This is a genomic window from Serratia sp. Ser99 (assembly GCF_024519545.1).
Classification (GTDB): domain Bacteria; phylum Pseudomonadota; class Gammaproteobacteria; order Enterobacterales; family Enterobacteriaceae; genus Serratia; species Serratia liquefaciens.
Map to the genome: position 1 here is coordinate 364,724 of NZ_JALJRT010000003.1, position 26,755 is coordinate 391,478.

Below are 26,755 nucleotides of genomic sequence, written 5' to 3' on the forward strand. Positions count from 1 at the left end.
CCTTTTCGCGACAATAATAAATTAAATTCAAATTGGCGCGAAAATAAGGTGGCCGCGATGGCCACCTCAGCGATTAGAAAATATTGATATCGGCAACGGAAGGGAAGATGTAGCTCGGGCGGAACGGCATGGTTTCCACGTCGTTCAACGTCGAGACGCCGGACAACACCAGCACGGTTTCCAGACCGGCCTGGAAGCCCGCCAGGATATCGGTGCGCAGGTTGTCGCCGACGATCACCGTTTCTTCCGAATGCGCCTGCATTTTGTTGAGCGCGGCGCGGATGATCCACGGGCTGGGTTTGCCGACGTAAAACGGCTTGCGGCCGGTGATTTTCTCGATCGGGGCGCACAGCGCGCCGCAGGCAGGCACAAAGCCATGGCCGTGAGTATCCGGGTTGGTCGCGATAAAGCGCGCGCCGTTATTCACGAAGTAGGCGGCCTTATGCATCATGTCCCAGTTGTAGGAGCGGGTTTCCCCGACAATCACGAAGTCCGGGTTGATGTCGGTAATGGTGAAACCGGCTTTATACAATTCATGGATCAGCGCGCCTTCGCCCACCACGTAGGCCTTTTTGCCTTCCTGACGGCGCAGGAAATCGGCGGTGGCCATGGCGGAGGTATAAAACGCGCTTTCCGGGACTTCAAGCCCGGCGGCGGAGAAGCGGTTCGCCAGATCCTGCGCCGTCTGCGATGGGTAGTTGGTCAGCACCACCAGCGGCATGCCCTGTTCCTGAATCCGCGCCAGGAAAAGATCGGCGCCGGGAACTGGCGTGTTGTCATGCAGCAGCACGCCGTCGATATCACATATAACGTTTTTGATTGTCATTGTTGCTGTTTCTCATGATTGGCGGCAGGCAAAACGCGAAGATAACACACCTGCCTTAGGCGGCGGATCAGCTTTCCAGCAATCGCTGCAATAGCACGCCGTTGAGCATTGCTCGCTTGGCCAGGGCGAAAGCCCCGATCGCCGAGCGATGATTGAGTTCGGAGGTGACCACCGGCAGGTTCTTGCGGAAGTCCTTCAGCACCTGAGTATTGATGCAGCTTTGGATTGCCGGCAGCAGCACTTTTTCCGCCTCGGTAATTTCACCGGCGATTACCACTTTCTGCGGATTAAACAGGTTAATGGCAATGGCCACGGCTTTGCCGAGGTAGCGGCCGACGTGTTCGATTACTTCGCTGGCCAGCAGATCCCCGCGGTTGGCGGCCTTGCAGATGGCGGAGATGCTGCAGTCGTCGAGTGTCAGCTTGCTCGGGTAGCCCTGAGTCAGTAACTGGCGCACGCGGTGTTCAATCGCGGCATTGGCGGCGACGGTTTCCAGACAGCCGAAGTTGCCGCAGTGGCAGCGTTCGCCCAGCGGGTCGATTTGAATATGGCCGATTTCGCCGACGTTGCCGTTATTACCCAGGAAAATCTGACCGTTGACGATAATGCCGGCACCGGTGCCGCGGTGCAGACGCACCAGAATGGAGTCTTCGCAGTCGCGTGTGGCGCCAAAATAGTGCTCGGCCAAAGCCAGGCTCCGGATGTCATGGCCGACAAAGCTGGTGACGTTAAAACGTTGCTGTAGGTTGTCTACCAGCGGCCAGTTGCTGACGCTGATGTGCGGCATATAGCGCACCACACCGAGCGCCGGGTCAACCAGACCTGGCAGGATCACCGCGATGGCGATCAGTTCGCGCAGCTTGCGCTGGTAGTCTTCGATAAATTGCGCAATGGCGGTGAACAACGCATTTTCCAGTGTTTCCTGGGTCCTTTCCGGCAGCGGATAGTGCTCTTCACCGAGCGATTTTCCGCTCATGTCGTACAGGGTGATGGTGGCATCGTGACGCCCGAGGCGAACGGCCACGGTGTGGAAATGCCGGGTTTCGGAGACAATGGAAATGGCGCGGCGGCCGCCGGTGGAGGCCTGCTGATCGACTTCTTTGATCAGCCCGCGCTCCAACAGCTGGCGAGTAATTTTAGTGACGCTGGCGGGCGCTAGCTGGCTCAGTTCGGCTATTTGAATGCGCGAGATCGGACCCTGTTGGTCGATCAGGCGGTAAACTGCCGCGCCGTTGAGTTGTTTGACTAAGTCAACGTTCCCTATCTGTGCCTGTCCGCCAGTACTCATCAATAATTTTACTCGCTGTTCATGAAATTAAACCTCGTTACCGTTAACGAGCGTTTTGGTGATGCTAAAGTCGCGGGTAAACGCGGTCAGGTTTGCCACCTTACCGGCTTCGATCGTGCCTAAACGATCGTCCACGCCGATAGCACGCGCCGGATAGAGTGTCGCCATACGCAGCGCTTCATCCAACGCGATGCCGACGTGTTCAACGCTGTTTTTCAACGCGTCAATCATGGTCAGCGCAGAGCCGCTCAGGGTGCCGTTCTCGTCCACGCACAGCCCATCGCGATAGTATATTGTTTTACCGGCAAAAATAAATTGGTCAATATCGGCACCCGCCGGGGCGGTGGCGTCGGTGACCAGCACCAATTTATCACCTTTCATGCGTTTGGCGTTACGGATACTCGCCCAGGCCACGTGATGGCCGTCGGCGATAATGCCGGTGTAGACTTCAGGCGTGTCGAAAATTGCCCCCATCAGCCCCGGTTCGCGCCCGGTGATATACGGCATGGCGTTATACAGGTGCGTGGCGAAAGTGATGCCGGCAGCAAAACCGGTGCGGGCCTGTTCGTAAGTCGCATTCGAGTGACCGGCGGACACCACGATGCCGGCGTCGGTCAGTTGCTTGATAAAGTGCGGCTCTACCATTTCCGGTGCCAGCGTCACCTTGGTGATCACATCGGCATTCGCGCACAGGTAGTCGATCATCTCGCTGGTTGGCTTGCGGATAAACGCCGGGTTATGGGTGCCTTTTTTCAACGGGCTAAGGTACGGCCCTTCAAGGTGCAGACCCAACGCCTGATTCTGGTGTTTTTTCAGATAAGCGCGCATCACTTCGATGCTGTGCTTCATAAATTCGTCGCTGCTGGTGATCAGCGTCGGCAGATAGCTGGTGCAGCCGGATTTTTCGTTGGCACGCTGCATAATTTCCAGCGTCTCTTCCGAAATGGCGTCCAGCGAATCGTTAAATTGCACGCCGCCGCAGCCGTTAAGCTGCACGTCGATCAAACCGGGGGCCAGGATAGCGCCACCCAGATCGCGCGTTTCAATGCCGGCCGGCAGTTCAGCCAGCGGGCAAACTCGTTCAATCAGCCCATCAGCGATTACCACTGCATGGTCGTCAAGTACGTCGTGGCCGGTAAAAATACGGCCGTGGGTTAAAGCGAACATCGTAGCCCCCTGCAGGAATTAAAGACTCTTCACGCTTTCCGCTTCTAATTCGCGGAAATACTTAACGGTTTTGACTTTCAGCTCCATGGTGGATGGCTCATCGCACACCACAACGGCTTTGGCATGCAACTGCAGGCAACTGATGGTCCACATGTGGTTGATGTTGCCTTCCACAGCGGCTTCCAGCGCCTGAGCCTTGGCGTGGCCGGTCACCAGAATCATCACTTCCTCAGCGTCGAGCAGCGTGCCCACGCCCACGGTCAGTGCAAACTTCGGTACCAGGCTAACGTCGCCGCCAAAGAAGCGGGAGTTGGCGATGCGGGTATCTTCGGTCAGGGTTTTGATGCGAGTGCGCGAGGCCAGAGATGAAGCCGGCTCGTTAAACGCGATATGACCGTCGATGCCAACGCCACCCATGAACAGGTTGATCTTGCCGTAGGATTTGATTTTCGCTTCGTACTGGCGGCACTCGGCGTCAACGTCCGGTGCATTACCATTCAGCAGGTTGATATTTTCGCGTGGGATATCAACGTGATCAAAGAAATTACGGTACATGAAGGTATGATAGCTTTCCGGGTGTTCCTGCGGCAGGCCAACGTATTCATCCATGTTGAAAGTCACCACATGCTTAAAGCTTACTTCACCTGCTTTGTGCATCGCAATCAGATGTTTGTACGCTTCCAGCGGAGTACCGCCGGTTGGCAGGCCGAGCACAAACGGACGCTCCGCAGTAGGCTTGAATGCGTTGATGCGCTGGACGATATGGCGTGCGGCCCATTTGCCGACTTGTGCAGTATCTTTCAGTGGGATAAGTCTCATCTAACACCTCTTGGGGTAAGTAAACTAAAGCTATACTGGTTCGTGCCTGAACGAGAGTCTTAAGCCTAACCCAGGTTTATGATTCTCACGTGATGCGTCAGGTTCGATGATTTTTTTAATGATAAAATAAGTTTTGTGTGATGGCTAGCAATGTGGCAGCTTAAGACTGCTTTTTGGTGATATAAATCACAAAAAAGGAGGTTTTAATTTGCGATACGAAATAATTTTTTTACACTCCACTTTGTTGTCGTTCGTCCAGAGTTAATCGCAGTGTGTGATGGCGCTAGCGTAAAATATGATAAAGCCCATAAAAGGGCATTAGGGGGAATATTAAGGTGAACATACTCGGCTTTTTCCAAAGATTGGGCAGGTCGTTGCAACTGCCAATCGCAGTACTGCCCGTGGCGGCGCTTTTGCTCCGCTTCGGCCAGCCCGACTTACTCAATATTTCGTTCATCGCACAGGCCGGTGGATCAATCTTTGATAATTTGGCGTTGATCTTCGCTATCGGTGTGGCAGCAACCTGGTCGAAAGACAATGCTGGTTCAGCGGCACTGGCGGGTGCGGTAGGTTACTTCATCCTGACCAAAGCGATGGTCACCATCAACCCGGCGATCAATATGGGCGTGCTGGCCGGTATTATTACCGGTCTGGTGGGCGGGGCGGTTTATAACCGCTGGTCCGGCATCAAACTGCCTGAGTTCCTTTCCTTCTTCGGCGGTAAACGCTTCGTTCCTATCGCAACCGGCTTTTTCTGTTTAATCCTTGCGGCGATCTTTGGTTATATCTGGCCACCGGTTCAGAATGCCATCCACGCCGGCGGTGAATGGATTGTGTCCATGGGCGCTGTGGGTTCCGGCATCTTCGGTTTCGTTAACCGTCTGCTGATCCCAACCGGCTTGCATCAGGTATTGAACACCATCGCCTGGTTCCAGATTGGTGAATTCACCAATGCCGCGGGCACCATCTTCCACGGTGACATCAACCGCTTCTACGCGGGCGACGGCACTGCCGGGATGTTCATGTCCGGCTTCTTCCCAATCATGATGTTCGGTTTGCCGGGTGCGGCACTGGCCATGTATTTCGCTGCGCCGAAAGAGCGTCGCCCAATGGTTGGCGGTATGTTGCTGTCTGTGGCACTGACCGCGTTCCTGACCGGCGTGACTGAGCCGCTTGAATTCCTGTTCATGTTCCTGGCTCCGCTGCTGTATCTGGTCCATGCTATTTTGACCGGTATCAGCCTGTTTGTAGCCACCCTGCTGGGCATTCACGCCGGCTTCTCCTTCTCTGCAGGCGCCATCGACTATGTGTTGATGTACAACCTGCCGGCCGCCAGTAAAAACGTCTGGATGCTGGTCGTGATGGGTCTGGTCGCCTTCGCGGTGTACTTCGTACTGTTCTCCATCATTATCCGTGCATTCAACTTGAAAACTCCGGGTCGTGAAGATGCGTCTGACGATATCGTTGCACCGGAAGCCAACAGCAATACCGACGAAGGCTTGCGCGCGCTGTCTCGCAGCTATATCGGTGCCATCGGCGGTTCAGACAACCTGACCGGCATTGATGCTTGCATCACCCGTCTGCGTCTGAGCGTGAAAGATTCTTCGAAAGTGCTTGATGCAAGCTGCAAACGCCTGGGTGCCTCCGGCGTGGTGAAACTGAACAAGCAAACCGTTCAGGTCATCGTGGGTTCTAAAGCGGAAGCCATTGCCGACGGTATGCGTGCGGTTATCGCAGCCGGTGCGGTTCCTGCGGCAGAAGTGGCACCGGCAGCCGGTGTGACCGCAGTAAAAGCACAGGCGGTGCCTAATGCGGTGAAAGTGGCCTTCGAGTCGCTGGTGGCTCCGGTCACCGGTGAAGTGGTGGCGCTGGATCAGGTTCCTGATGAAGCCTTTGCCAGCAAAGCGGTAGGTGACGGTCTGGCGATTCGCCCAACCGATAAAACCGTCGTGGCGCCGGCTGACGGCACCATCGTGAAAATCTTCAACACCAACCACGCCTTCTGCCTGGAAACGGACAAGGGTGCGGAGATTGTGGTGCACATGGGTATCGACACCGTGGCATTGAACGGTCAGGGCTTCAAGCGTCTGGTTGAAGAGGGCGCTGAGGTGAAAGCCGGCCAGCCAATCCTTGAACTGGATCTGGACTTCCTGAACGCCAACGCACGCTCGATGATAAGCCCGGTAGTGGTCAGCAACGCTGACGATTACGCCGGTCTGTCGGCGCTGGCGACCGGTTCTGTGATCGCAGGCCAGACCAAACTGTTCGAGATTCAAAAGTAAACCGATTTACCTGAGTAGTACCCGGGGTGTTTAACGAGTCATGACGGAACGCACCCTACCTTTGGCGGGAAGAGAGCAATCTCTTCCCGCTTTTTTATGGGCGATAGGTGACGAAAGTTGCCCCGATGTGGTGCGGCGATCTGTCGTGGTGCAGCGCCCCGCATTTTTCGTGAAACAAACGGTTGTTTCCGGGCGTGGCTTGTTGGATCATAGGCGGTTATGTGTAGCGCTTTGCATTGAGGAATAGTGAAATGAGTGAGGCTGAAGCCCGCCCAACCAATTTTATCCGTCAGATCGTCGATGAAGATCTGGCTTCAGGGAAACATACGTCGGTACATACCCGTTTCCCGCCGGAGCCGAATGGTTATCTGCATATCGGCCATGCTAAATCCATTTGCCTGAACTTTGGCATCGCCAAAGATTACCAGGGCCAGTGCAACCTGCGTTTCGATGACACCAACCCGGTAAAAGAAGATATCGAGTTCGTTGAGTCGATCAAACACGACGTGGAGTGGCTGGGCTTTGAGTGGAGCGGCAACGTCCGTTACTCCTCAGATTACTTCGATCAGCTGCACCAGTATGCGGTAGAGCTGATTAACAAAGGGCTGGCCTACGTCGACGAGCTGTCGCCTGAGCAAATCCGTGAATATCGCGGCAGCCTGACCTCTCCGGGCAAAGACAGCCCGTACCGCGGTCGCAGCGTGGAAGAAAACCTGGCGCTGTTCGAAAAAATGCGCAACGGCGAATTTGCCGAAGGTAGCGCCTGCCTGCGTGCCAAGATCGACATGGCGTCACCGTTTATCGTGATGCGCGATCCTGTGCTGTACCGCATCAAGTTCGCGGAACACCACCAGACCGGCAACAAATGGTGCATCTACCCGATGTACGATTTCACCCACTGCATTTCCGATGCGCTGGAAGGGATCACCCATTCGCTGTGTACGCTGGAATTCCAGGACAACCGTCGTCTGTATGACTGGGTATTGGACAACATCACCATCCCTTGTCATCCGCGTCAGTACGAATTCTCACGCCTTAATCTCGAATACGCCATCATGTCTAAGCGTAAGCTGAACCAGTTGGTGACCGAGAAAATCGTTGAAGGTTGGGATGACCCGCGTATGCCGACCGTTTCCGGCCTGCGTCGTCGTGGCTATACCGCCGCATCCATCCGCGAATTCTGCCAGCGTATCGGCGTGACCAAGCAGGATAACAACGTTGAAATGGTGGCGCTCGAAGCTTGCATCCGTGAAGAGCTGAACGACAACGCACCGCGTGCGATGGCGGTGCTGGATCCGGTTAAGATTGTCATTGAAAATATGACTTCCGGCGTGGAAATGGTGACGATGCCTAATCACCCGAACAAGCCGGAAATGGGCAGCCGTGAAGTGCCGTTCAGCCGCGAGGTTTATATCGACCGTGCTGACTTCCGCGAAGAAGCCAACAAGCAATACAAGCGTCTGGTGCTGGGGAAAGAAGTGCGTTTGCGTAATGCCTACGTGATCAAAGCGGAACGCGTGGAGAAGGACGCAGAAGGCGAGATCACCACTATCTTCTGCAGCTACGATCCGGATACCTTGAGCAAAGATCCTGCCGATGGCCGTAAGGTGAAAGGCGTGATCCACTGGGTGTCTGCCGAGCACGCGTTGCCGGCGGAAATTCGCGTGTACGATCGTCTGTTCAACGTGCCAAATCCGGCAGCGGCAGAGGACTTCCTTGCCACCATTAACCCTGAGTCGCTGGTAATCAAGCACGGCTTTGTGGAGCCAAGCCTGGCAACTGCACAGCCGGAAAAAGCCTATCAGTTCGAGCGTGAGGGCTATTTCTGCGCCGATAATCGTTACTCCTCGGCAGAGCATCTGGTGTTTAACCGCACCGTTGGTTTGCGCGACACCTGGGCTAAAATTGGTGCCTGAGTGATAAGTGGTTAACGCAATAAGAGCGCAACTTCGGTTGCGCTTTTTTTATGTCTGTCGCCGTTATTTACCTTTCCTGTTGCGATGTAGTTCGCTCAATCAATGTTTAAATTTTTATCTGGCCGTTGTATCTGTAATTTCTTGATATAAATCATCACTCATATAACATTGTCTTATATATTCGTGATGCGAATTAATGTCATCTGGAGAGCGCTCTCATATTTTTTCCTCTGGCTGACTTTTTTGATTCGGCTGAAACCATTAATCGTCTTATATTGACCTCATATCATTATTTATTCTGATTTTATTGAATTTTTTATTCGACAATCTCCTTGCATAGCCGCGTAACAAAATCTCATCGATATGTGCTCTTTGTCATACTTTGACAAATCTCTCTGATATTTCATTTGATAATTCGCGTCGCGAAAAATAGTCTGTCTGTAGCAATAAGTGCTGTGGGGTTTTAGCCCTGTCAGCAATTTTTTTTACCCGATTGGGTTTTTATTGGCAGTCGTGCAGGGCAGTGGTGAACACGGGCGGCTGCAACTTTTAAAGTTAAGTCAAAGAGGAATTTCATTATGGGTACGCACGGTGCTCAGCGTAAAACGCTGGCGCTCGCAGTCGCGGGTGCGCTGTTGGGAACAGGGTTTGCCATGGCCCCTGAGGCGAAAGCCGCAGGATTTATCGATGATTCCACGATGACCGGCGGCGTATATTACTGGCAACGTGAGCGTGACCGTAAAGATCTCAATCCGACCAGTGACGATTACAATAAATACACCACCAACTTGTCGCATTCGACGGCCAACCTGAGCCTGGATTTTGCCTCGGGCTATGCCTGGGACATGTTCGGCCTGGACGTCGGCGCCTTTACCGCCATCGAGCTGGCTGAATCCAGCGCCAGCGGCCACCCGAATGAAATCGCGTTCTCTTCCAAAAACCGTACCTACGATGAAGACTACTCCGGCGACAAAGGCGGCATCAGCCTGTATAAAGCCGCCGGTAAATTCAAATATGGCCCCGTCTGGGCACGTGGCGGTTATATCCAGCCAAGTGGCCAAACTCTGTTGGCGCCGCATTGGAGCTTTATGCCCGGCACCTATCAGGGGGCAGAGGCCGGTGCCAAGTTTGACTACGGCGATGCCGGTGAGTTGAGCTTCTCTTATATGTGGACCAATAAATATAAAGCGCCATGGCATATCGAGATGGACGACTTCCGTCAGAACGATAAAAAAACCGGTGTCTCCTATCTGCACTCGTTGGGTGCCAAATACGACTTCAAAAACGATTTGGTGCTGGAGGCGGCATTCGGCCAAGCCCAGGGCTATGTGAATCAGTACTTCACCAAGGCATCTTATAAATTCGATCTGGTAGGCAACCCGCTGACCACCAGTTACCAATTCTATGGCACCGAAGACCGCATTAACGACAAGAACGACCCGAACAGTATTTACGACGGCCTGGCCTGGCTGCAGGCGCTGACCTTTGGTTACACCACTGGCCAGTTCAACTGGCGCCTGGAAGGGACCATGGTCAAGGCCGAAGGCAACCAGGGCTACTTCCTGCAGCGCATGACGCCAACCTATGCTTCTTCTAACGGCCGCCTCGACGTGTGGTGGGATAACCGTTCCGACTTTAACGCCAACGGCGAAAAAGCGGTTTATGCCGGGGTGATGTATGACCTGAGCAACTGGAACCTGCCGGGCATGGCGGTGGGCGGTTCTTACGTTTATGCCTGGGACGCCAAACCGAGCACCAACCCTATGTACGATCAGAGCCAGCGCCTGAAAGAGAGCGCCTGGAGCCTGGACGCCATGTACACCATTCAGGAAGGCCGCGCCAAAGGCACGCTGCTGAAACTGCACTACACCCAATACGACAACCACACCAATATCCCAAGCTGGGGCGGGGGTTACGGCAACATCTTCCAGGACGAGAAAGACGTCAAATTCATGGTTATCGCGCCATTCACCATTTTCTAAACCTACCTAGAGCTTTCGAGTTGCAGCTGGTGCAGATAACAACGCTGCGGCTTGAAAGATGGCGGGTATATTCCCCGGCGGCAGCGCCGGGGTCATTTAACGGGAATAACACGATGAAAAAAATCATGATGATGTTGGCTGCGGTAGCCACGTTGAGCGCCTGTGTACAGCCTGCGGCACCGCCGGAAGATGCCAAATTGAAACAGGCCTACAGCGCCTGTATCAACACCGCGGAGGGCTCACCGGAAAAATTGCAGTCATGCCAGGCAGTGCTGAACGTACTGAAACAAGAGAAACAGCATCAACAGTTCGCCGAGAAAGAAACGGTGCGGGTGATGGATTATCAAAACTGCATTCAGGCAGTTCATAGCGGTAACGGCCAGGCCTATGACGCCAAATGTGGCCAGATTTGGAAAGAGATCCGCGATAACAACAATTAAGGACGATGATAAAAATGAATAAATTCAAATTGAGCGCGCTTGCCGTACTGACGGCAACCATTGGGTTATTTGGCAGCGTGGGGAACGCGATGGCCAATCAGCCGCTGGTGGATCAACTGAGCCAGTTGAAACTGAATTTGAAAATGGTCGATAACAGGGCAGCCGAAAACGGTCTGGATTGCGGCAAGCTGGGTGCCGACTGGGCGGCTTGCAACAAGGTGCTGATCGGCCTGACCAACGACAATCAGGAGATCAAGGGTCAGGATTGGGCGATTTACTTCCATAGCGCCCGTCAGACCCTGCGTGTGGATAACGACCAGTTCAAGATATCTCACCTGACCGGTGATATGTACAAGCTGGAACCTACCGACAAATTTACCGGCTTCCCTGCGGGGAAAACGGTAGAGATCCCGATTATCACTGAATATTGGCAACTGTTTAAAACCGACTTCGTGCCACGCTGGTACGCCACCTCGGGCGATGCCAAGCCTAAAATTCTGGTCAATACCGATACCGAAGATCTGAACCAGTTCGTTGCGCCCTTTACCGGCGACCAGTGGAAGCGTACCAAAGACGACAATAACATCCTGATGACGCCGGCCTCGCGCTTTACGAAAAACGCCGAGCTAAAAACCTTACCCACCGCGTCGTTACGCGGTCAGATAGTGCCAACGCCGTTGCAGGTTAAAGTGCATGCGCAGGATGTTGATCTGAGCAAAGGCGTTGCATTGGAGCTGAGCGCATTGTCCAAACCGGCGGCGGACGCCGTAGCCCAGCGTTTCGCGCTGTTGGGAATAACCAGTAACGCAGCCGGTTATCCGATCAAAACCGATATCCAACCGGGAAAATTCAAAGGCGAACTGGCGGTACCAGGCGCTTATGAATTGATCATCGGCAAGCAGGAAGCGCGAGTCATTGGTTTCGATCAGACCGGGGTGTTCTATGGCCTGCAGTCCATCTTGTCATTAGTGCCTACCGAAGGTAGCGCCAAAATCGCTACGCTGGAGGCCAAAGATGCGCCGCGCTTCCAGTATCGTGGCATCTTCCTGGATGTCGCACGTAACTTCCACCAGAAGGATGCGGTGTTGCGCTTGCTGGACCAAATGGCGGCGTACAAGCTCAATAAATTCCACTTCCATCTGAGTGATGACGAAGGTTGGCGCATCGCCATACCGGGCTTGCCGGAACTGACCGAAGTCGGTGGGCAGCGTTGCCACGACTTGAGCGAAACCACCTGCCTGTTGCCGCAGTATGGCCAGGGGCCGGAGGTTTATGGCGGCTTCTTCTCTCGCCAGGATTACATCGACATTATCAAATACGCCAAGGCGCGCCAGATTGAAGTGATCCCGGAAATCGATATGCCGGCGCATGCCCGTGCGGCGGTGGTCTCAATGGAAGCGCGCTATAAGAAACTGCATGCCGCCGGTAAAGAACAAGAGGCCAACGAGTTCCGTTTAGTGGATCCAACCGATACCTCTAACACCACCTCGGTGCAGTACTTCAACCGCCAAAGCTACCTCAACCCTTGCCTGGATTCATCCAAACGTTTTGTCGACAAGGTGATCGGCGAGATTGCCCAGATGCATAAAGAGGCCGGGCAGCCGCTGAGTACCTGGCACTTTGGCGGTGACGAGGCGAAAAACATCCGGTTAGGTGCTGGTTATACCGATGTGAACAAGCCGGAAGCCGGCAAAGGCATCATCGATCAGAGCAAAGAAGACAAGCCATGGGCAAAATCTCAGGTCTGCCAGGCGATGATCAAAGATGGCAAGGTCGCCGATATGGAGCACCTGCCAAGCTACTTCGGAGTAGAAGTCAGCCAATTGGTGAAAGCGCATGGGATCGACAGAATGCAAGCCTGGCAGGATGGCCTGAAAGATGCCAAAAACGCCAAGGCCTTTGCTACCCAGCGTGTCGGGGTTAACTTCTGGGATACGCTGTATTGGGGCGGGTTCGACAGTGCCAACGACTGGGCGAACAAGGGCTACGAACTGATCCTTTCAAACCCGGATTATGTCTACATGGACTTCCCGTATGAGGTGAACCCGGACGAACGTGGTTACTACTGGGGAACGCGTTTCAGCGATGAACAGAAAATGTTCAGCTTTGCGCCAAACAACCTGCCGCAAAACGCCGAAACCTCGGTTGATCGCGATGGTAATCACTTTACCGTCAAGAGCGACAAGCCCTGGCCGGGGGCTTACGGTATTTCCGCGCAGATGTGGAGCGAGACCCAGCGTACCGACGAGCAAATGGAGTACATGATCTTCCCTCGTTCGCTGTCGGTGGCTGAGCGCGCATGGCACCGGGCAGAGTGGGAGCAGGATTACCGGGCGGGCCGGGAGTATAAAGGCGGCGAAACCCACTTCATCGATACCAAGAAGCTGGACCGCGATTGGCTGCGCTTTGCCAACCTGCTCGGCCAGCGTGAGCTGGCAAAACTGGACAAAGGTGGTGTGAACTACCGGTTGCCGGTGCCAGGCGCGCGAGTGGTGGGGGGCAAGCTGGAAGCCAATATTTCGCTGCCGGGTCTGGGCATTGAGTATTCCACCGACGGCGGCAAGCAGTGGCAACGTTACGATGCCAAGGCCAAGCCTGGGGTTAGCGGTGAAGTACAAATCCGCGCGGTGAGCCCGGATGGCAAGCGTTACAGTCGCGCTGAGAAAGTGTAAACCTGAAACTCGGCCCCCTGTTCGCAGGCGGGCCGTTGTTACTCGACCAGGGCAGCGTCCGGTGTAATCGGACATGAATTCGACTATCGGGTGCATTTTTTCCGGGATTGCCGGTACCTGTTAATACCGAACCAAGCTCTGTTGCTCATCCGCGTGTCGGCGGGTGGGGTAGTGCTGAGAGTGTAAGTGGGAAGCGAGAGAAGTGCTGTAGAGAAGTGCCGCTGCAATTGTTGTATTTAACGCTGTGAACTTTCCCCGGCCTGTCCGGGGATTTTTTATCCTATTATCGCAGGCACAAAAAAACCGCCGTTAAGGCGGTTCTCAATGCCGGTTAGGACATTATTTTTTGTCGTGCAGGGTGTCGTCTTCGCGGCAGTCACCTGTTTCACAGTGGCCGTACAGGTACAGGCTGTGGTTGGTGAGCTTGATGCCGTGTTGTTTGGCGATATCACGCTGACGCACTTCGATAGACTCATCGCTGAATTCGATCACTTTGCCGCAATCCAGGCAAATCAGGTGATCGTGGTGATGTTGCTGGGTCAGTTCGAACACGGACTTGCCGCCTTCGAAGTTGTGACGGGTCACAATGCCGGCATCATCAAATTGGTTCAGTACGCGGTAAACCGTAGCCAGGCCAATTTCTTCGCCCATATCTATCAGTTTTTTGTACAGATCTTCCGCACTGACGTGATGGCATTCCGGATTTTGCAGTACTTCCAGGATTTTGAGTCGCGGAAGCGTGACTTTTAAGCCGGCCTTCTTCAATGCGGTGTTGTTGTCAGTCATGCGGATTCAGTCCTGTTACTATGCTAATCAAGTTGAGGCGTTCTCGCCTTTGGCATCGGTCGGCACAAAGAGTTAATTGCGTCTCATTATAGAACCGGTTGCTCTAAATGGAAACCGCCGGTTGTTAACAAAGCTATAATTGCACAATTGCATGTTATACATGCAACGTCTTGATGAATGGGATAAACCGAAAACTCAGTCTACCTTGATGGTGTGGGAAGTTACAAATCTGTAGCTTCTATTGCAGTAATTTGTACTGCCAATGATGGCCCTGCCGGCACACTATGCACTTTGCAGGGCTTTTGTTCAACCTTTGGCGTTACCCGACGATTTCGGCCAGGCTCAGCTCTTCGACGATTTGTTTTACCCAGCCTTCGACACGTTCGTTGGTCAGCTCAGGTTGGCGATCTTCGTCAATGGCCAGGCCGATGAAATGGCTGTCGTTAGCCAAGCCTTTGGAGGCTTCAAAGTGGTAACCCTTGGTTGGCCAGTGGCCTACGATCGCGGCGCCACGCGGTTCAATGATGTCGCGAATGGTACCCATCGCATCACAGAAATACTCTGCGTAGTCTTCCTGATCGCCACAGCCGAACAGCGCAACCAGCTTGCCGTTGAAGTCAATTTCTTCCAGCGTTGGGAAGAAGTCATCCCAGTCGCACTGCGCTTCGCCGTAGTACCAGGTTGGGATACCGAGCAGCAGGATATCGAAAGCTTCCAGATCTTCTTTGCTGCTTTTGGCGATGTCATGAATTTCAGCCACCTCTTTACCAAACTGCTGCTGAAGAATTTTCTGGATCATCTTGGCAATGTTTTCGGTATTGCCAGTGTCGCTGCCAAAGAAAATGCCTACATTAGCCATATCGCGTATAACCTTTAAATTCAATAAATTGCATTCACGATGTTAGCGTTGACTACGATAACACCGATTAAAATGATGCCATGGCAAGAGGTTATCTCTTACCGGTAAGTGCGTATCATGCCAGAAATTTACCCCGGGTATTTATCACTTTAATGCGATGCCGGGTGGAATAAAGCGGTGTTGATCGGGCGTCATCCTTAACGCCGCGCCGCATGTGCGGCTGCAATGATCAATGTTCTGGCTGCTCGTCCGCCAGTTGTGCCAGCAGCATTTGCTCAATAAGCTCGCTGCGGCTGATATTACGCTGTTCCGCCAGTTTGTTCAGGGCGTCCACCGCATCCGCATTGATCTTCAGTTCCACACGCCGTAAGCCACGGACTTTATCGCGTCGAAGCTGATTACGCTTATTGATTCTAAGCTGTTCATCTCGGGATAGCGGGTTGGTTTTCGGGCGCCCCGGACGGCGTTCATCTGCGAACAGATCCAGCGTCGTGCGATCCGTTTGTTCTTTTGCCATAGGTAGCGGTACTGCAAGGGAGTTTGCATCAAAAAGCGCTTACACGCTTCCGGACGGTTCGGTTAACACACTTCGGGCCAATAAACCCTAACCCAAATTCACCCCAGCCTGACGTTAGCGAACACGCTCGGCACGGCGGCAAAATTATAGCGCGCCATATTACCCCAGCAGGTAGAGCGACGACAATGCTTAACTGAGCCGAAAACGCGCTAAGCCGTTATCTTTAGCGCGTTTTTTCATCAGATGGTGACTTTGGGAGAGAAACGGCCCATTTGTCGGGCCTGGCGCGACTCAGGCTTCGCCGAGAAAGCGGTGAATGGCGCGCAACACCGCCTCCGGTTTTTCCGCATGAACCCAGTGTCCGGTACCGGCAACGACGTGAGCGCGAGCCTGAGGGAATTGACGGGCAATATCTTCGCGATAGCTGTCTTGCACGTAAGGCGACAGGCCGCCGCGGATAAATAGCGTCGGGTGAGGCCAGGCCGGCACTTCCTGCCAGCCGGTGATGTTCTCGTACTCTTCGATCAGCACCGGCAGATTGAAACGCCATTCGCCCTGGTGGAAAGATTTCAGCAGGAACTGGATCACGCCTTCCTCTTTCAGGTAGCCGCGCATCAATTCCGCCGCCTGCTGGCGTTGGGTAATGCCCGCGGCGCTCACCGCCTGCAACGCGACAAAAATTTCGTCGTGGCGGCGCGTTTGATAGTCTACCGGCGCAACGTCAATGATGATCAGCTTTTCCACGCGCTGCGGGGCGATTGCCGTCAGCGCCATGGCCGCTTTGCCGCCCATCGAGTGGCCAATGACAATGACCTTCTCCAACTGCAAATCGTCCAGCAACGTCAGCAGATCCTGCGCCATTTCTGGGTAGGTCATAACCTCAGAACGCGGTGACAGGCCGTGGTTGCGCAGATCGACCTTAATTACGCTATGGCGCTGGTTCAGGTCGCGCGCCAGCACGCCCAGGTTGTCCAAATTGCCAAACAGCCCGTGGATCAGGATCACCGGCAGTGCATCGGACTCGGTGGCCAGCAGTTGATAATGTAATTTCATGGCGAAGTTCATACTGAGAGAGATTCAGATTAGGTTATCATGATTAAAACACTCGATGAATAAACCCGTCGCCTTTCAAGCGGCAGCGTTGTTCGCTGTACTTGCTGCAACTTAAAATCCATAGGATAAAACGTGGATTTTTCATGATAAGGTGCAGGTTTGGCAGCGCCGGTGTCCGGTGGGCTATAGGTAATAGTCTGCTTTTGCCGCATTGGGGCACATTGTTATGTTCGCCTCTGCGCTTTTAACCTTATAATCCCATGGCTTGAATGCCGGATCTGGCTTCAGGTTCTAAGTAGAAAAAAACAGTACTGGATAAAGATGAAAACTATTGAAGTCGACGAAGAGCTCTACCGCTATATTGCCAGCCACACGCAACATATTGGTGAGAGCGCGTCCGATATTTTGCGCCGTATGTTGAAATTTACCGCAGGCCAGCCATTGCGGGCCGTACCGGCTGCCAGCGCTCAGAGCGCCGAACAGGATAAGATCGTCGCCGTGTCGCGTCCGCGCGATCGCGTACGTGCCGTGCGTGAGCTGTTGTTGTCGGATGAGTATGCCGAGCAGAGCAAAGCGGTGAACCGTTTTATGCTGGTACTTTCTACCCTGTATACCCTCGATGCGGCCGGCTTTGCCAGCGCCACCGATGCGTTGCATGGCCGTACCCGTACCTATTTTGCCGGCGATCAGCAAACCCTGTTGGCGAACGGAACGCACACCAAGCCAAAGCACGTTCCGGGTACGCCTTACTGGGTGATCACCAATACCAATACCGGTCGCAAACGCAGCATGGTTGAACACATCATGCAGGCTATGCAGTTCCCGACGGAACTGACTGAAAAAGTTTGCGGCACTATCTAATTTAGCGAACAGCCCGTCATGGTGGCCGTGAGCGACATATTGCCAGGCCGCAGGACAGGGATTAGGGAGATATGTCGATGGCGAATAACCCACGTGCCGGGCAGCCGGCTCAGCAAAGCGATTTGATCAACGTAGCCCAGCTGACGTCGCAGTACTATGTACTGCAACCGGAAGCGGGCAACGCCGCACACGCGGTCAAGTTCGGGACTTCAGGCCATCGCGGCAGTGCGCTGCGCCACAGCTTTAACGAAGCCCACATTCTCGCTATCGCGCAGGCGATTGCCGAAGTGCGTCATCAGCAGGGCGTGACCGGTCCATGCTACGTAGGCAAAGACACCCATGCGTTGTCGGAGCCTGCCTTCATCTCAGTGCTGGAAGTGCTGAGCGCCAACGGCGTTGATGTGATCGTGCAGGAAAATAACGGCTTCACGCCAACGCCTGCGGTCTCCCATGCCATCCTGTGCCACAACCGTAACGGTGGGGCATTGGCCGACGGCATCGTGATCACCCCGTCCCACAATCCGCCTGAAGATGGCGGCATCAAATATAACCCGACCAACGGCGGCCCGGCGGACACCAACCTGACCTCGGTGATTGAAAAGCGCGCCAATGAATTGCTGTCTCTGCAGTTGAAAGGCGTTCAGCGTCAATCGCTGGATAAGGCCTGGGCCAGCGGCCGTGTGCATGCACAGGACCTGGTGCAGCCATATGTTGAAGGGCTGGTGGACGTGGTTGATATGCCTGCGATTCAGCGTGCCGGCCTGAAGCTGGGTGTCGATCCGCTCGGCGGTTCCGGCATCGCCTACTGGCAGCGTATCGCCGAGCATTACAAGCTGGATCTGACGCTGGTGAACGATGCTATCGATCAGACCTTCCGCTTTATGCACCTGGACCACGACGGTGTGATCCGTATGGACTGCTCTTCAGAACCGGCGATGGGTGGCCTGCTGGCGCTGCGCGACAAGTTCGACCTGGCGTTTGCCAACGATCCGGATTACGACCGCCACGGCATAGTTACGCCTGCGGGGCTGATGAACCCGAACCATTATCTGGCGGTTGCCATCAACTACCTGTTCCAGCATCGTCCACAGTGGAGTGCTAACGTAGCGGTAGGCAAGACGCTGGTTTCCAGCGCGATGATTGACTGCGTGGTAGCTGATTTGGGCCGCAAGCTGGTGGAAGTGCCGGTGGGCTTCAAATGGTTCGTTGATGGCCTGCATGACGGTAGCCTGGGCTTTGGCGGCGAAGAGAGCGCAGGGGCTTCGTTCCTGCGTTTCAATGCTACCCCGTGGTCTACTGATAAAGACGGTATCATCATGTGCCTGTTGGCGGCGGAAATCACCGCAGTGACCGGCGAAAATCCGCAGCATCACTATGAAGACCTGGCCAAGCGTTTTGGTGCCCCGAGCTACAACCGCATTCAGGCACCGGCAACTTCTGCGCAGAAAGCGGCGTTGTCCAAGTTGTCACCGGAAATGGTCAAGGCCGATACTCTGGCGGGTGATCCTATTACCGCACGTTTGACGGCGGCACCGGGCAACGGCGCATCGATAGGTGGCCTGAAAGTGATGACCGACAACGGCTGGTTCGCGGCACGTCCTTCTGGTACCGAAGAAGCCTACAAGATTTACTGTGAGAGCTTCCTCGGTGCTGAGCACCGTGAAAAGATCGAGCACGAAGCGGTAGAAATCGTCAGCGAAGTGCTGGCTTCTGCCAAGTAAGGCTTCTCTCCCTTGAAAAAAAGCGCTGTAAAAACAGCGCTTTTTTTATGCCTGCAATTTAGATATATCTTTTTCATTCTTCCCCCCTCTTGCGTATTTAGATATATCGATCTAGATTAGATATATCGAAGTGACTTAGATATATCGAAGTGACTTAGATATATCTAAATCACCTCGTAAACTGATTATCCAATGCGAGGTACAGACTATGTTTCACCGTTTAGATTTACACCGTCGTCACGGCTGCCGCCATGACAGCGAAGAAGGGCACGAACATCACCATCGTCGTCGTGGCGGTCGCCATCATTTTGGCGGCGACCATGGTGAAGAGCATGGCCGGGGAGGGCGCGGCGGTCGTGGCGGCCGTCACCGCATGTTTGAACACGGCGATCTGCGGCTGGTGCTGCTGGCGCTGGTGGCGCGTAAACCGAGCCACGGTTACGAACTGATCAAGGCGATCGACGAGGCGTCTTCCGGTCTCTATGTGCCAAGCCCAGGGGTGATTTACCCGACCCTGACGCTGCTGGAAGAGCAGGATTTCCTCGAGCCGATCACCAGCGGCAACGGCCGTAAAAGCTATCAGATCACCGAGCTGGGCCAGAGTGAATTACAAAAACACCAGGCCGTCGTCGATGTGATCCTGGCCCGTTTGGCCGGTGCCGGTCGCGGCCACCATCATCATGGCAATCTGGCGGAAGGCATCTCCGACGCCATGAACCGCCTGCGCAGTTTGTTGCGTGGCAATGTGATGCGCGCCGATCTTTCGCCACAGCAGGTCGAACGCATCAATGCGGCGCTGCTCACCGCGGTGGCGGCAATTGAAAGTGAAATGAACATTGCTCCAACAGATACAGATAAGGAAAACAACTGATGCCTGGCCACCGTTTCCGCATTACCGTTGAAGCCCTGAGCGATCGCCAAGGCGAGCCCGTTGAGAAAACGCCACTGAGTTTTGAGGTGGAAAACCACGACGATATCCTTGGCATCGTTGAGCGCATCAAAGCGCGCGAAGATCTGAACTTTGGCGAGAATAACAGCGCGGCCTTCGCCGTCGGCTTGAAGCTGTTCTCTGAAGTGATGATCGAAAACCGCAAGCACCCGGTGTTTGCCCCGCTGCGCGAGGCGTTCAAAGAATTTATGGTTGGGCTGAAGAAAGGCCAAAACGTGTAGGGGTGCCACATGCTGCACCCGTTTAATCGAATTTTGCATCAGCTTAACCGTATGCTGCGCCGTTTCACCTCATGGCATAAAGCGGTAACCGACGCCGGTTTCGGTCAGCAAGTGTTTTGGCCGGGCCGGATCGGCCTCCAGTTTTTGCCGCAGATGCCCCATATAAATTCGCAGATAGTGGCTGTGTTCGACGTAGTTCGGTCCCCAGACGTGGCTTAATAGCTGACGCTGGGTGATGACCTTGCCGGAGTTGGCCAGAAGTTCGGCCAGCAGGCGAAACTCTATCGGCGTCAGATGCAGATCTTCACCCTGGCGCAATACCCGGCGGTTAATCAGATCGACGGTGATTTCAGAAAAGCTGACCAACGGACTTTCCTGTAGGCTGCCTGAATGGCGGCGCAAGGCAACTCGCACGCGGGCCAGCAGTTCGCCGATGCCAAACGGCTTGCTGAGATAGTCATCCGCCCCGGCGTCCAGCGCGGCAATTTTGTCTTCTTCGGCATTACGCGCCGACAGCACAATCACCGGAATGGCGCTCCACTGGCGTAGATCGCGGATATAGTTAAGCCCGTCACCGTCCGGCAACCCTAAATCGAGAATAATCAGATCCGGCTTGCGCGTGCCGGCTTCAATTAGCCCGCGCTGCAGCGTTTCGCTTTCAAACACCCGTAGCCCCTCACTTTCGAGCGCGGTACGGACGAAGCGCCGGATCTCTTTCTCATCTTCGACAATCAGAATATTGGTTGGCGTGCTGCTCACAAGGCTCCCTGGAGTTGTTTAGAGATCAAAGGCTTCGCTGTCTATTTCCGGCGGTTTTTCCAGCGGCAGCACAAAGCGGAAGCTGGCACCGCCGTTAGCGCCGTTTTCCGCCCAAATGCGGCCGCCGTGCACTTCAATAATGGCACGGCAAATCGCTAACCCCAAACCTACGCCGGGAATGGCCGACTCTTTATTGCCGCGGGAAAACTTATCGAAGATAAGCTGTTTTTTCCCTTCAGGAATGCCTGGGCCATCGTCCCAGACTTCGACTTCCAGCCAGTCGGGCAGCGTATGGGCGCGAATGCCGATAGTAGCATCGATACCGGCGTATTTATTGGCATTTTCCAACAGGTTAGTGAAAACCCGCTCCAGCAGGCTGCCGTCGCAGTTGACCAAGATCAGCCCAGGCGGCAGCTCAACCTTAATCTGGTGTTGGGTCATCAGCGGTTCCAGCATGTGCAGCGAAGCGCCGACGATCTCCTCCAGCGACTGCCACTCTTTTCGCAGGTTAAAGCCACCGGATTGAATGCGTGCCATATCCAGCAGGTTGTTCACCAGCCGGGTGGTGCTCAATACCTGCTGGCGGATCTGACTGGCCTGCGGAGCATGGTTGGAGCCTTCCGCGGCCAGATCGAGCGTCAGAATTTCCGCCTGGCCGAACAGCACCGTCAGCGGCGTGCGCAAATCGTGGGACAGCGCCGCCAGCAGCGAGTTGCGCAGCTGCTCCCGCTCGGCGTCCAGTTTTGCTTCCTCGGCGCTGCGCGCCAGATGCAATCGTTCCAGCGCGCTGGCGATCAGCACCGCAAAGGTTTGCAGTAGCCGCTGTTGTTCCGGCACCATCAGTTGGCGCAGATTGCTGGGTTCGATAGCCAGCAGGCCGAAGGTTTGTTTCGACGTGGTGAGCGGGAGCAGTTGGTAAGGCACGCCAGGCAAGGTGTCGGTACCGGCGCCGGCCGGCATGCCCTTGTCGAAACTCCAACGGGCGATAGCCTCATCCACCGACAGCAGCCCGCCCGTTTCGCCAACCATTTGCTGCAGCTTGCCGTCTTCCTGTGGCAGCAGCAGGACGGTTTTGGCCTGGAAGCTGCTGGAAAGGAAGTGGCGGCTGGTTTTGGCAATATCTTCGGTGGTCAGCGCCTGGCTCAGCCCACGAGATATTTCATACAGGTGCCGAGCTCTTTGCTCGCGATAACGGGCCACTCGCGCCTGATAACGCACGCCGGCGGTCAGGTTGCCGATGGTGATGCCGACGATCAGCATGACGCCGAAGGTCAGCAGATACTGCATATCGCTGACGGCAAACGACCATTCAGGCTGGACGAAAAACAGATCAAAGCTGGCGACGTTAATCACCGCCGCCAGTACCGAGGGCCAACGGCCGAAGAACAGCGCGACGATCGCCACCCCGAGCAGATACACCATCACTAGGTTGGCCTGGTCAAAGCCCGGCAACAACCATTGGGAGAGCAGGGTGATCAGGGCGCAGAGTGCAACGGCCACGGCGCAGCCGCGTAATTGCATGCGCCATTTTTCGGTAAAGTTGCGGCCATCATGTTCTTTCCCCTGCGGTGCAGGGGTGTCGTTTTCCAGCGCGACGATCACCAGATCCAGATCGGGTCCCAGGCGACCGAGACGATCGGCAAAGCTGCCGCGCAGTTTCCAGCGTTGTTCGCTGCGGCGGCCGATAATGATTTTGCCCAGGTTATGTTCGCGGGCATAGCGCAACACTGCACGTTCTTCATAAGGTTCAGACAGGGTAGCGGTTTCTGCCCCCAACTCCTGCGCCAGCCGCAGCGCCCGCAGGATCGCCCGGCGTTGATTCTCCGGCAAGCGGTGCAGTTTCGGTGTTTCTACATATACCGCGTGCCAGTGGCAACCCAATCGGGCCGCCAGCCGCGCCGCGATACGCACCAGTTTCTCATTGCCGCTGCTATGCCCCACGCACAGCAAAATGCTGTCGCGAGTGTGCCATACGCGCTCGCGGCCCTGAGTATCGCGAAAGGCGCGCATCTGGTCATCAACCCGGTCGGCGGTGCGACGCAGAGCCAGTTCGCGCAGCGCGATCAGATTGCCCTTGCGGAAAAAGTGCTCGATGGCGCGCTCGGCCTGGCCGGGAATATACACCTTGCCTTCATTTAATCGCTGACGCAGATCGTCTGGCGGCAGGTCGACCAGCACCACCTCGGTGGCCTCGTCGAACACGTGATCGGGCACCGTTTCACGTACCCGCACGCCGGTCACACCGCCGACCACGTCGTTCAGGCTTTCCAGATGTTGGACATTGACGGTGGTCAGCACGTCGATACCGGCGTCCAACAGCTCTTCCACATCCTGCCAGCGCTTCGGATGGCGCGAACCGTAGGCGTTACTGTGCGCCAGCTCATCCATCAGGATCAGTGCCGGGTGGCGTGCCAGAGCGGCATCGAGGTCAAATTCCTGCACTAAGCGTCCGCGATGCTGGATGCGTTTTTGCGCCAGCAGATCCAAGCCGTTCAGCAGCGCTGCGGTTTCGCTGCGGCCATGGGTTTCCACCACGCCGACCAGCACGTCCAACCCCTGGCTGCGCAGCCGCTGGGCTTCCTGCAGCATGGCGTAGGTTTTGCCCACCCCGGCACAGGCGCCGAAGAAAACCTTCAACCGGCCGCGGGGCTTTTCATTGGCCAGCGCCAGCAGGCTGTCAGGGTCAGGGCGTTGTTGTTCCTCATCCACCATCGGAGTTCCTTTTGCAGCAATGTACCCGTCATACTGCAAGCTGCTTGGGTGTTGGCTGCCTTCACTCACCCCAGGAACGATCTTGAGTAAGCTCCTGGGGATTCACTCAGTTGCCGCCTACAAGCAACTCGAATTATTTTGGGTATATATATCGGGTTCGGCACGCCTAACCCGATACTTATCCTTTAACACGCAACGGATTATTTCAATGCGTCGAGCGCCAGGTTCAATTTCAGCACGTTTACCACCGACTCGCCCATAAAGTTGGGGGTGGCCTGATCGGTGCTTTGATCAATCAGCTTGGCGATTTGCTCCGGCGGTAGTTGGCGCGCCGCCGCAACCCGGGCCAGTTGATATTGCGCCGCCGCGAGGGAAATCTGTGGATCCAGTCCGCTACCCGAGGCCGTCAGCAGATCGACCGGGATCGGGCCCTTCATCGCCGGGTTGGCCAGACGCAATTGCGCGGCACGCTCGGCGATGGCTTTATCCAGCGCCGGGTTGGTGGCGGCCAGGTTGCTGCCGGCGGACGCCATCGCATTATAGGCCGAATCGCCGGTGGCAGAAGGGCGACCCCAGAAATACTCGGGTTTGGTAAAGTTTTGGCCGATTAACGCGGAGCCGACCACCTTATCGCCCTGATACAGCAGCGAACCGTTAGCCGCGCCTGAAAACAGCAGCTGCGAAAGTCCGGTCGTCAGCAACGGGTAGGCGATACCGGTAATCAACGTCAGCAGGATCAACATCACCAACGAAGGGCGTAAATAAGACATTTTCATTTCCTCTCAATGATTAACCGGCGATGTGCAAGGCGACCAGGATCAGGTCGATCAGCTTGATGCCGACAAAAGGCACCAACAGACCGCCCACGCCATAGAGCCACAGGTTGCGTCGCAGCAGTGCCGCTGCGCTCATCGGTTTATAGCTCACCCCTTTCAGCGCCAGCGGGATCAGGAATACGATCACCAGGGCGTTGAAGATCACCGCCGACATAATGGCGGAGGCTGGGGAGTGCAAATGCATCACGTTCAGGGCGTTAAGCTGCGGATAGGTTGCCGCAAACGCCGCCGGGATAATGGCGAAATACTTGGCCACGTCGTTGGCGATGCTGAAGGTGGTCAGTGAACCGCGCGTCATTAGCATTTGTTTGCCGATGTGCACCACTTCAATCAACTTGGTCGGGTTAGAGTCCAGATCGACCATGTTGCCCGCCTCTTTGGCAGCCTGAGTGCCCGAGTTCATCGCCACCGCCACATCAGCCTGAGCCAGCGCTGGGGCGTCGTTGGTGCCGTCACCGGTCATCGCTACCAGACGGCCTTCCGCCTGATATTGGCGAATCAACGCCAGCTTGGCTTCCGGCGTCGCTTCTGACAGGAAGTCGTCTACCCCGGCTTCGGCGGCGATCGCGGCGGCGGTCAGTGGGTTATCACCGGTGATCATCACCGTTTTGATGCCCATTTTACGCAGCTCGGCGAAACGCTCTTTAATGCCGCCTTTGACGATATCCTTCAGCGCTACCACGCCCAATACGCGCGGGCCTTCCGCTACCACCAGCGGCGTACCGCCAGTGCGCGCCACGCTGGCGACCAGCTCGTCCACCGCCTGCGGGAAGTGGCCCTGATTGGACTCCACGTGACGACGAATGGCGTCCACCGCGCCTTTGCGGATCATCCGGTCCTGCACGTTGACGCCGCTCATGCGCGTTTGGGCGGAGAAGGGCACGAAAGTGGCGTTCAGCGCCTGCAGGTCACGTTCGCGCAGGTTGAAGCGTTGCTTCGCCAGCACCACGATGCTACGGCCTTCCGGCGTTTCGTCCGCCAGGGATGACAGCTGGGCCGCGTCGGCCAGATCTTGCTCCTTCACGCCCGGCGCAGGCAAGAACTCGGAGGCCTGACGGTTACCCAGCGTAATGGTGCCGGTTTTGTCCAGCAGCAGCACATCAACGTCACCAGCGGCTTCCACCGCGCGCCCGCTGGTTGCGATCACGTTGGCCCCCAGCATTCGGCTCATCCCGGCCACGCCAATGGCCGACAGCAACCCGCCGATGGTGGTAGGGATCAGGCAGACCAGCAGCGCCACCAGCACGGTAATGGTGACTACCGAACCGCCGTTGGCGGCGTCCACGCTGTACTGCGAGAACGGAAACAGCGTCGCGGTCGCCAGCACGAACACGATGGTCAGTGCGACCAGCAGAATGGTCAACGCTACTTCGTTCGGGGTTTTACGCCGTTTGGCGCCTTCCACCATGGCGATCATCCTGTCGAGGAAGGTTTCGCCCGGGTTAACGCTGCACTGCACCACCAGCCAGTCGGACAGCACGCGGGTACCGCCGGTCACCGACGAGAAGTCACCGCCGGATTCGCGGATCACCGGGGCGGATTCGCCGGTAATGGCGCTTTCGTCCACGGAGGCGCCACCTTCCAGCACTTCTCCGTCGCAGGGGATGGTATCGCCGGCTTCCACCAGTACGATGTCACCCTTACGCAGGCTTTCGGCTGACACTTTCTCGGTGGCACCATCACGGCGCGGCGCGGACAATTTTTTCGCCCAACTGGTTTTCTTGGTGCCCCTCAGGCTTTCCGCCTGGGCTTTGCTGCGCCCTTCGGCCAGCGCTTCGGCAAAGTTGGCGAACAGCACGGTGAACCACAGCCACAGCGCGATACTGCCGGTGAAAGCCGCGCTGCCGTCGGTCTGTCCGGTGAGGATCGCCAGCCAGATGGCCGTAGTCAGGATGCTGCCTATATACACCACGAACATCACCGGGTTACGCCACTGGGTGCGTGGATCCAGCTTTTTCAGCGCATCGATCAGCGCGGTACGGACCAGTGCCGGTTCAAACAGCGCACGTTGTTTGCGAGTCATCTCTTAATCTCTCTCTTTATTTCATTCCCTATGGATTTCGAGTTGCAGCTAGGCACCCAACTCGCT

At 55.6% G+C, this 26,755-nt stretch carries 21 protein-coding genes; 9 read left to right on the plus strand and 12 right to left on the minus strand.

Annotation, left to right across the window (positions count from 1 at the left end; translation table 11 throughout):
- Positions 1–73: 73 nt before the first annotated feature.
- The 4 genes from NR114_RS09455 to nagB all read right to left on the minus strand — a co-directional run bounded on the left by NR114_RS09455 (position 74) and on the right by nagB (position 4,100).
- Positions 74–826, minus strand: coding sequence for an HAD-IIA family hydrolase (locus NR114_RS09455; protein WP_020825637.1), 753 nt, complete (start codon positions 824–826; stop codon positions 74–76).
- 67 nt (positions 827–893) lie between these two features.
- Positions 894–2,114: an N-acetylglucosamine repressor gene (locus NR114_RS09460; RefSeq protein WP_020825638.1), complete on the minus strand. Its 1,221-nt coding sequence runs from the start codon at positions 2,112–2,114 to the stop codon at positions 894–896.
- Between the two features lie 27 nt (positions 2,115–2,141).
- Positions 2,142–3,281, minus strand: coding sequence for an N-acetylglucosamine-6-phosphate deacetylase (nagA, locus tag NR114_RS09465; RefSeq protein ID WP_020825639.1), 1,140 nt, complete (start codon positions 3,279–3,281; stop codon positions 2,142–2,144).
- Between the two features lie 18 nt (positions 3,282–3,299).
- Positions 3,300–4,100 carry a glucosamine-6-phosphate deaminase gene (gene nagB, locus NR114_RS09470; protein ID WP_020825640.1) on the minus strand — a complete coding sequence of 267 codons (801 nt, stop codon included), beginning with the start codon at positions 4,098–4,100 and terminating at the stop codon, positions 3,300–3,302.
- A gap of 335 nt (positions 4,101–4,435) precedes the next feature.
- On the opposite strand from nagB, the gene nagE reads away from it, so the two are divergent.
- From nagE to NR114_RS09495, 5 genes are all read left to right on the plus strand, one after another.
- Entirely contained in the window at positions 4,436–6,382 is a 1,947-nt protein-coding gene (gene nagE / locus NR114_RS09475; protein WP_256814057.1) for a PTS N-acetyl glucosamine transporter subunit IIABC, read from the plus strand.
- Positions 6,383–6,633: 251 nt separating this feature from the next.
- Positions 6,634–8,298, plus strand: coding sequence for a glutamine--tRNA ligase (gene glnS, locus NR114_RS09480; RefSeq protein ID WP_020825642.1), 1,665 nt, complete (start codon positions 6,634–6,636; stop codon positions 8,296–8,298).
- A gap of 578 nt (positions 8,299–8,876) precedes the next feature.
- Positions 8,877–10,280 carry an OprD family outer membrane porin gene (locus NR114_RS09485; RefSeq protein ID WP_020825643.1) on the plus strand — a complete coding sequence of 468 codons (1,404 nt, stop codon included), beginning with the start codon at positions 8,877–8,879 and terminating at the stop codon, positions 10,278–10,280.
- 113 nt (positions 10,281–10,393) lie between these two features.
- Positions 10,394–10,720, plus strand: a complete 327-nt coding sequence (chiQ, locus tag NR114_RS09490) for a ChiQ/YbfN family lipoprotein (RefSeq protein ID WP_020825644.1) — start codon at positions 10,394–10,396, stop codon at positions 10,718–10,720.
- Between the two features lie 14 nt (positions 10,721–10,734).
- Entirely contained in the window at positions 10,735–13,392 is a 2,658-nt protein-coding gene (locus NR114_RS09495; protein ID WP_256814056.1) for a beta-N-acetylhexosaminidase, read from the plus strand.
- 339 nt (positions 13,393–13,731) lie between these two features.
- On the opposite strand, the gene fur is transcribed toward NR114_RS09495, so the two are convergent.
- From fur to ybfF, 4 genes are all read right to left on the minus strand, one after another.
- Positions 13,732–14,178 carry a ferric iron uptake transcriptional regulator gene (gene fur, locus NR114_RS09500; protein ID WP_020825646.1) on the minus strand — a complete coding sequence of 149 codons (447 nt, stop codon included), beginning with the start codon at positions 14,176–14,178 and terminating at the stop codon, positions 13,732–13,734.
- 319 nt (positions 14,179–14,497) lie between these two features.
- Positions 14,498–15,037: a flavodoxin FldA gene (gene fldA, locus NR114_RS09505; protein WP_048759474.1), complete on the minus strand. Its 540-nt coding sequence runs from the start codon at positions 15,035–15,037 to the stop codon at positions 14,498–14,500.
- A gap of 229 nt (positions 15,038–15,266) precedes the next feature.
- Positions 15,267–15,554, minus strand: coding sequence for a LexA regulated protein (gene ybfE, locus NR114_RS09510; RefSeq protein WP_004949692.1), 288 nt, complete (start codon positions 15,552–15,554; stop codon positions 15,267–15,269).
- A gap of 291 nt (positions 15,555–15,845) precedes the next feature.
- Positions 15,846–16,619 carry an esterase gene (ybfF, locus tag NR114_RS09515; protein WP_256814055.1) on the minus strand — a complete coding sequence of 258 codons (774 nt, stop codon included), beginning with the start codon at positions 16,617–16,619 and terminating at the stop codon, positions 15,846–15,848.
- A gap of 309 nt (positions 16,620–16,928) precedes the next feature.
- On the opposite strand from ybfF, the gene seqA reads away from it, so the two are divergent.
- The 4 genes from seqA (at position 16,929) to NR114_RS09535 (ending at position 20,359) form a co-directional block, all read left to right on the plus strand.
- Positions 16,929–17,468 carry a replication initiation negative regulator SeqA gene (gene seqA, locus NR114_RS09520; protein WP_046374276.1) on the plus strand — a complete coding sequence of 180 codons (540 nt, stop codon included), beginning with the start codon at positions 16,929–16,931 and terminating at the stop codon, positions 17,466–17,468.
- 77 nt (positions 17,469–17,545) lie between these two features.
- Positions 17,546–19,189 carry a phosphoglucomutase (alpha-D-glucose-1,6-bisphosphate-dependent) gene (pgm, locus tag NR114_RS09525; RefSeq protein ID WP_256814054.1) on the plus strand — a complete coding sequence of 548 codons (1,644 nt, stop codon included), beginning with the start codon at positions 17,546–17,548 and terminating at the stop codon, positions 19,187–19,189.
- A gap of 208 nt (positions 19,190–19,397) precedes the next feature.
- On the plus strand, positions 19,398–20,060 hold the full coding sequence (locus tag NR114_RS09530) for a PadR family transcriptional regulator (RefSeq protein ID WP_048759473.1): 663 nt from the start codon (positions 19,398–19,400) through the stop codon (positions 20,058–20,060).
- Positions 20,060–20,359, plus strand: a complete 300-nt coding sequence (locus tag NR114_RS09535) for a DUF3861 domain-containing protein (protein ID WP_020825652.1) — start codon at positions 20,060–20,062, stop codon at positions 20,357–20,359. The genes NR114_RS09530 and NR114_RS09535 overlap by 1 nt, the downstream gene beginning before the upstream one ends.
- A 69-nt stretch (positions 20,360–20,428) precedes the next feature.
- Here the strand turns inward: NR114_RS09535 and kdpE are convergent, their stop codons facing one another.
- From kdpE to kdpB, 4 genes are all read right to left on the minus strand, one after another.
- Complete coding sequence (gene kdpE, locus NR114_RS09540; RefSeq protein ID WP_020825653.1) at positions 20,429–21,118, minus strand: two-component system response regulator KdpE; 690 nt, start codon at positions 21,116–21,118, stop codon at positions 20,429–20,431.
- Positions 21,119–21,136: 18 nt separating this feature from the next.
- Positions 21,137–23,830: a two-component system sensor histidine kinase KdpD gene (gene kdpD, locus NR114_RS09545; protein ID WP_256814053.1), complete on the minus strand. Its 2,694-nt coding sequence runs from the start codon at positions 23,828–23,830 to the stop codon at positions 21,137–21,139.
- Positions 23,831–24,030: 200 nt separating this feature from the next.
- Positions 24,031–24,600 carry a potassium-transporting ATPase subunit KdpC gene (gene kdpC, locus NR114_RS09550; protein WP_048759470.1) on the minus strand — a complete coding sequence of 190 codons (570 nt, stop codon included), beginning with the start codon at positions 24,598–24,600 and terminating at the stop codon, positions 24,031–24,033.
- A gap of 19 nt (positions 24,601–24,619) precedes the next feature.
- Positions 24,620–26,689 (minus strand): potassium-transporting ATPase subunit KdpB, encoded by a 2,070-nt coding sequence (gene kdpB, locus NR114_RS09555; RefSeq protein ID WP_234530518.1) that lies wholly within the window; start codon positions 26,687–26,689, stop codon positions 24,620–24,622.
- Between the last annotated feature and the right edge of the window lie 66 nt (positions 26,690–26,755).

Bases quoted from the DNA above. Each gene is read 5' to 3' on its own strand.
- NR114_RS09455 (WP_020825637.1), bottom strand. From the start codon at position 826: ATGACAATCAAAAACGTTATATGTGATATCGACGGCGTGCTGCTGCAT.
- NR114_RS09460 (WP_020825638.1), bottom strand. From the start codon at position 2,114: ATGAGTACTGGCGGACAGGCACAGATAGGGAACGTTGACTTAGTCAAA.
- nagA (WP_020825639.1), bottom strand. From the start codon at position 3,281: ATGTTCGCTTTAACCCACGGCCGTATTTTTACCGGCCACGACGTACTT.
- nagB (WP_020825640.1), bottom strand. From the start codon at position 4,100: ATGAGACTTATCCCACTGAAAGATACTGCACAAGTCGGCAAATGGGCC.
- glnS (WP_020825642.1), top strand. From the start codon at position 6,634: ATGAGTGAGGCTGAAGCCCGCCCAACCAATTTTATCCGTCAGATCGTC.
- NR114_RS09485 (WP_020825643.1), top strand. From the start codon at position 8,877: ATGGGTACGCACGGTGCTCAGCGTAAAACGCTGGCGCTCGCAGTCGCG.
- chiQ (WP_020825644.1), top strand. From the start codon at position 10,394: ATGAAAAAAATCATGATGATGTTGGCTGCGGTAGCCACGTTGAGCGCC.
- NR114_RS09495 (WP_256814056.1), top strand. From the start codon at position 10,735: ATGAATAAATTCAAATTGAGCGCGCTTGCCGTACTGACGGCAACCATT.
- fur (WP_020825646.1), bottom strand. From the start codon at position 14,178: ATGACTGACAACAACACCGCATTGAAGAAGGCCGGCTTAAAAGTCACG.
- fldA (WP_048759474.1), bottom strand. From the start codon at position 15,037: ATGGCTAATGTAGGCATTTTCTTTGGCAGCGACACTGGCAATACCGAA.
- ybfE (WP_004949692.1), bottom strand. From the start codon at position 15,554: ATGGCAAAAGAACAAACGGATCGCACGACGCTGGATCTGTTCGCAGAT.
- ybfF (WP_256814055.1), bottom strand. From the start codon at position 16,619: ATGAACTTCGCCATGAAATTACATTATCAACTGCTGGCCACCGAGTCC.
- seqA (WP_046374276.1), top strand. From the start codon at position 16,929: ATGAAAACTATTGAAGTCGACGAAGAGCTCTACCGCTATATTGCCAGC.
- pgm (WP_256814054.1), top strand. From the start codon at position 17,546: ATGGCGAATAACCCACGTGCCGGGCAGCCGGCTCAGCAAAGCGATTTG.
- NR114_RS09530 (WP_048759473.1), top strand. From the start codon at position 19,398: ATGTTTCACCGTTTAGATTTACACCGTCGTCACGGCTGCCGCCATGAC.
- NR114_RS09535 (WP_020825652.1), top strand. From the start codon at position 20,060: ATGCCTGGCCACCGTTTCCGCATTACCGTTGAAGCCCTGAGCGATCGC.
- kdpD (WP_256814053.1), bottom strand. From the start codon at position 23,830: ATGGTGGATGAGGAACAACAACGCCCTGACCCTGACAGCCTGCTGGCG.
- kdpC (WP_048759470.1), bottom strand. From the start codon at position 24,600: ATGTCTTATTTACGCCCTTCGTTGGTGATGTTGATCCTGCTGACGTTG.
- kdpB (WP_234530518.1), bottom strand. From the start codon at position 26,689: ATGACTCGCAAACAACGTGCGCTGTTTGAACCGGCACTGGTCCGTACC.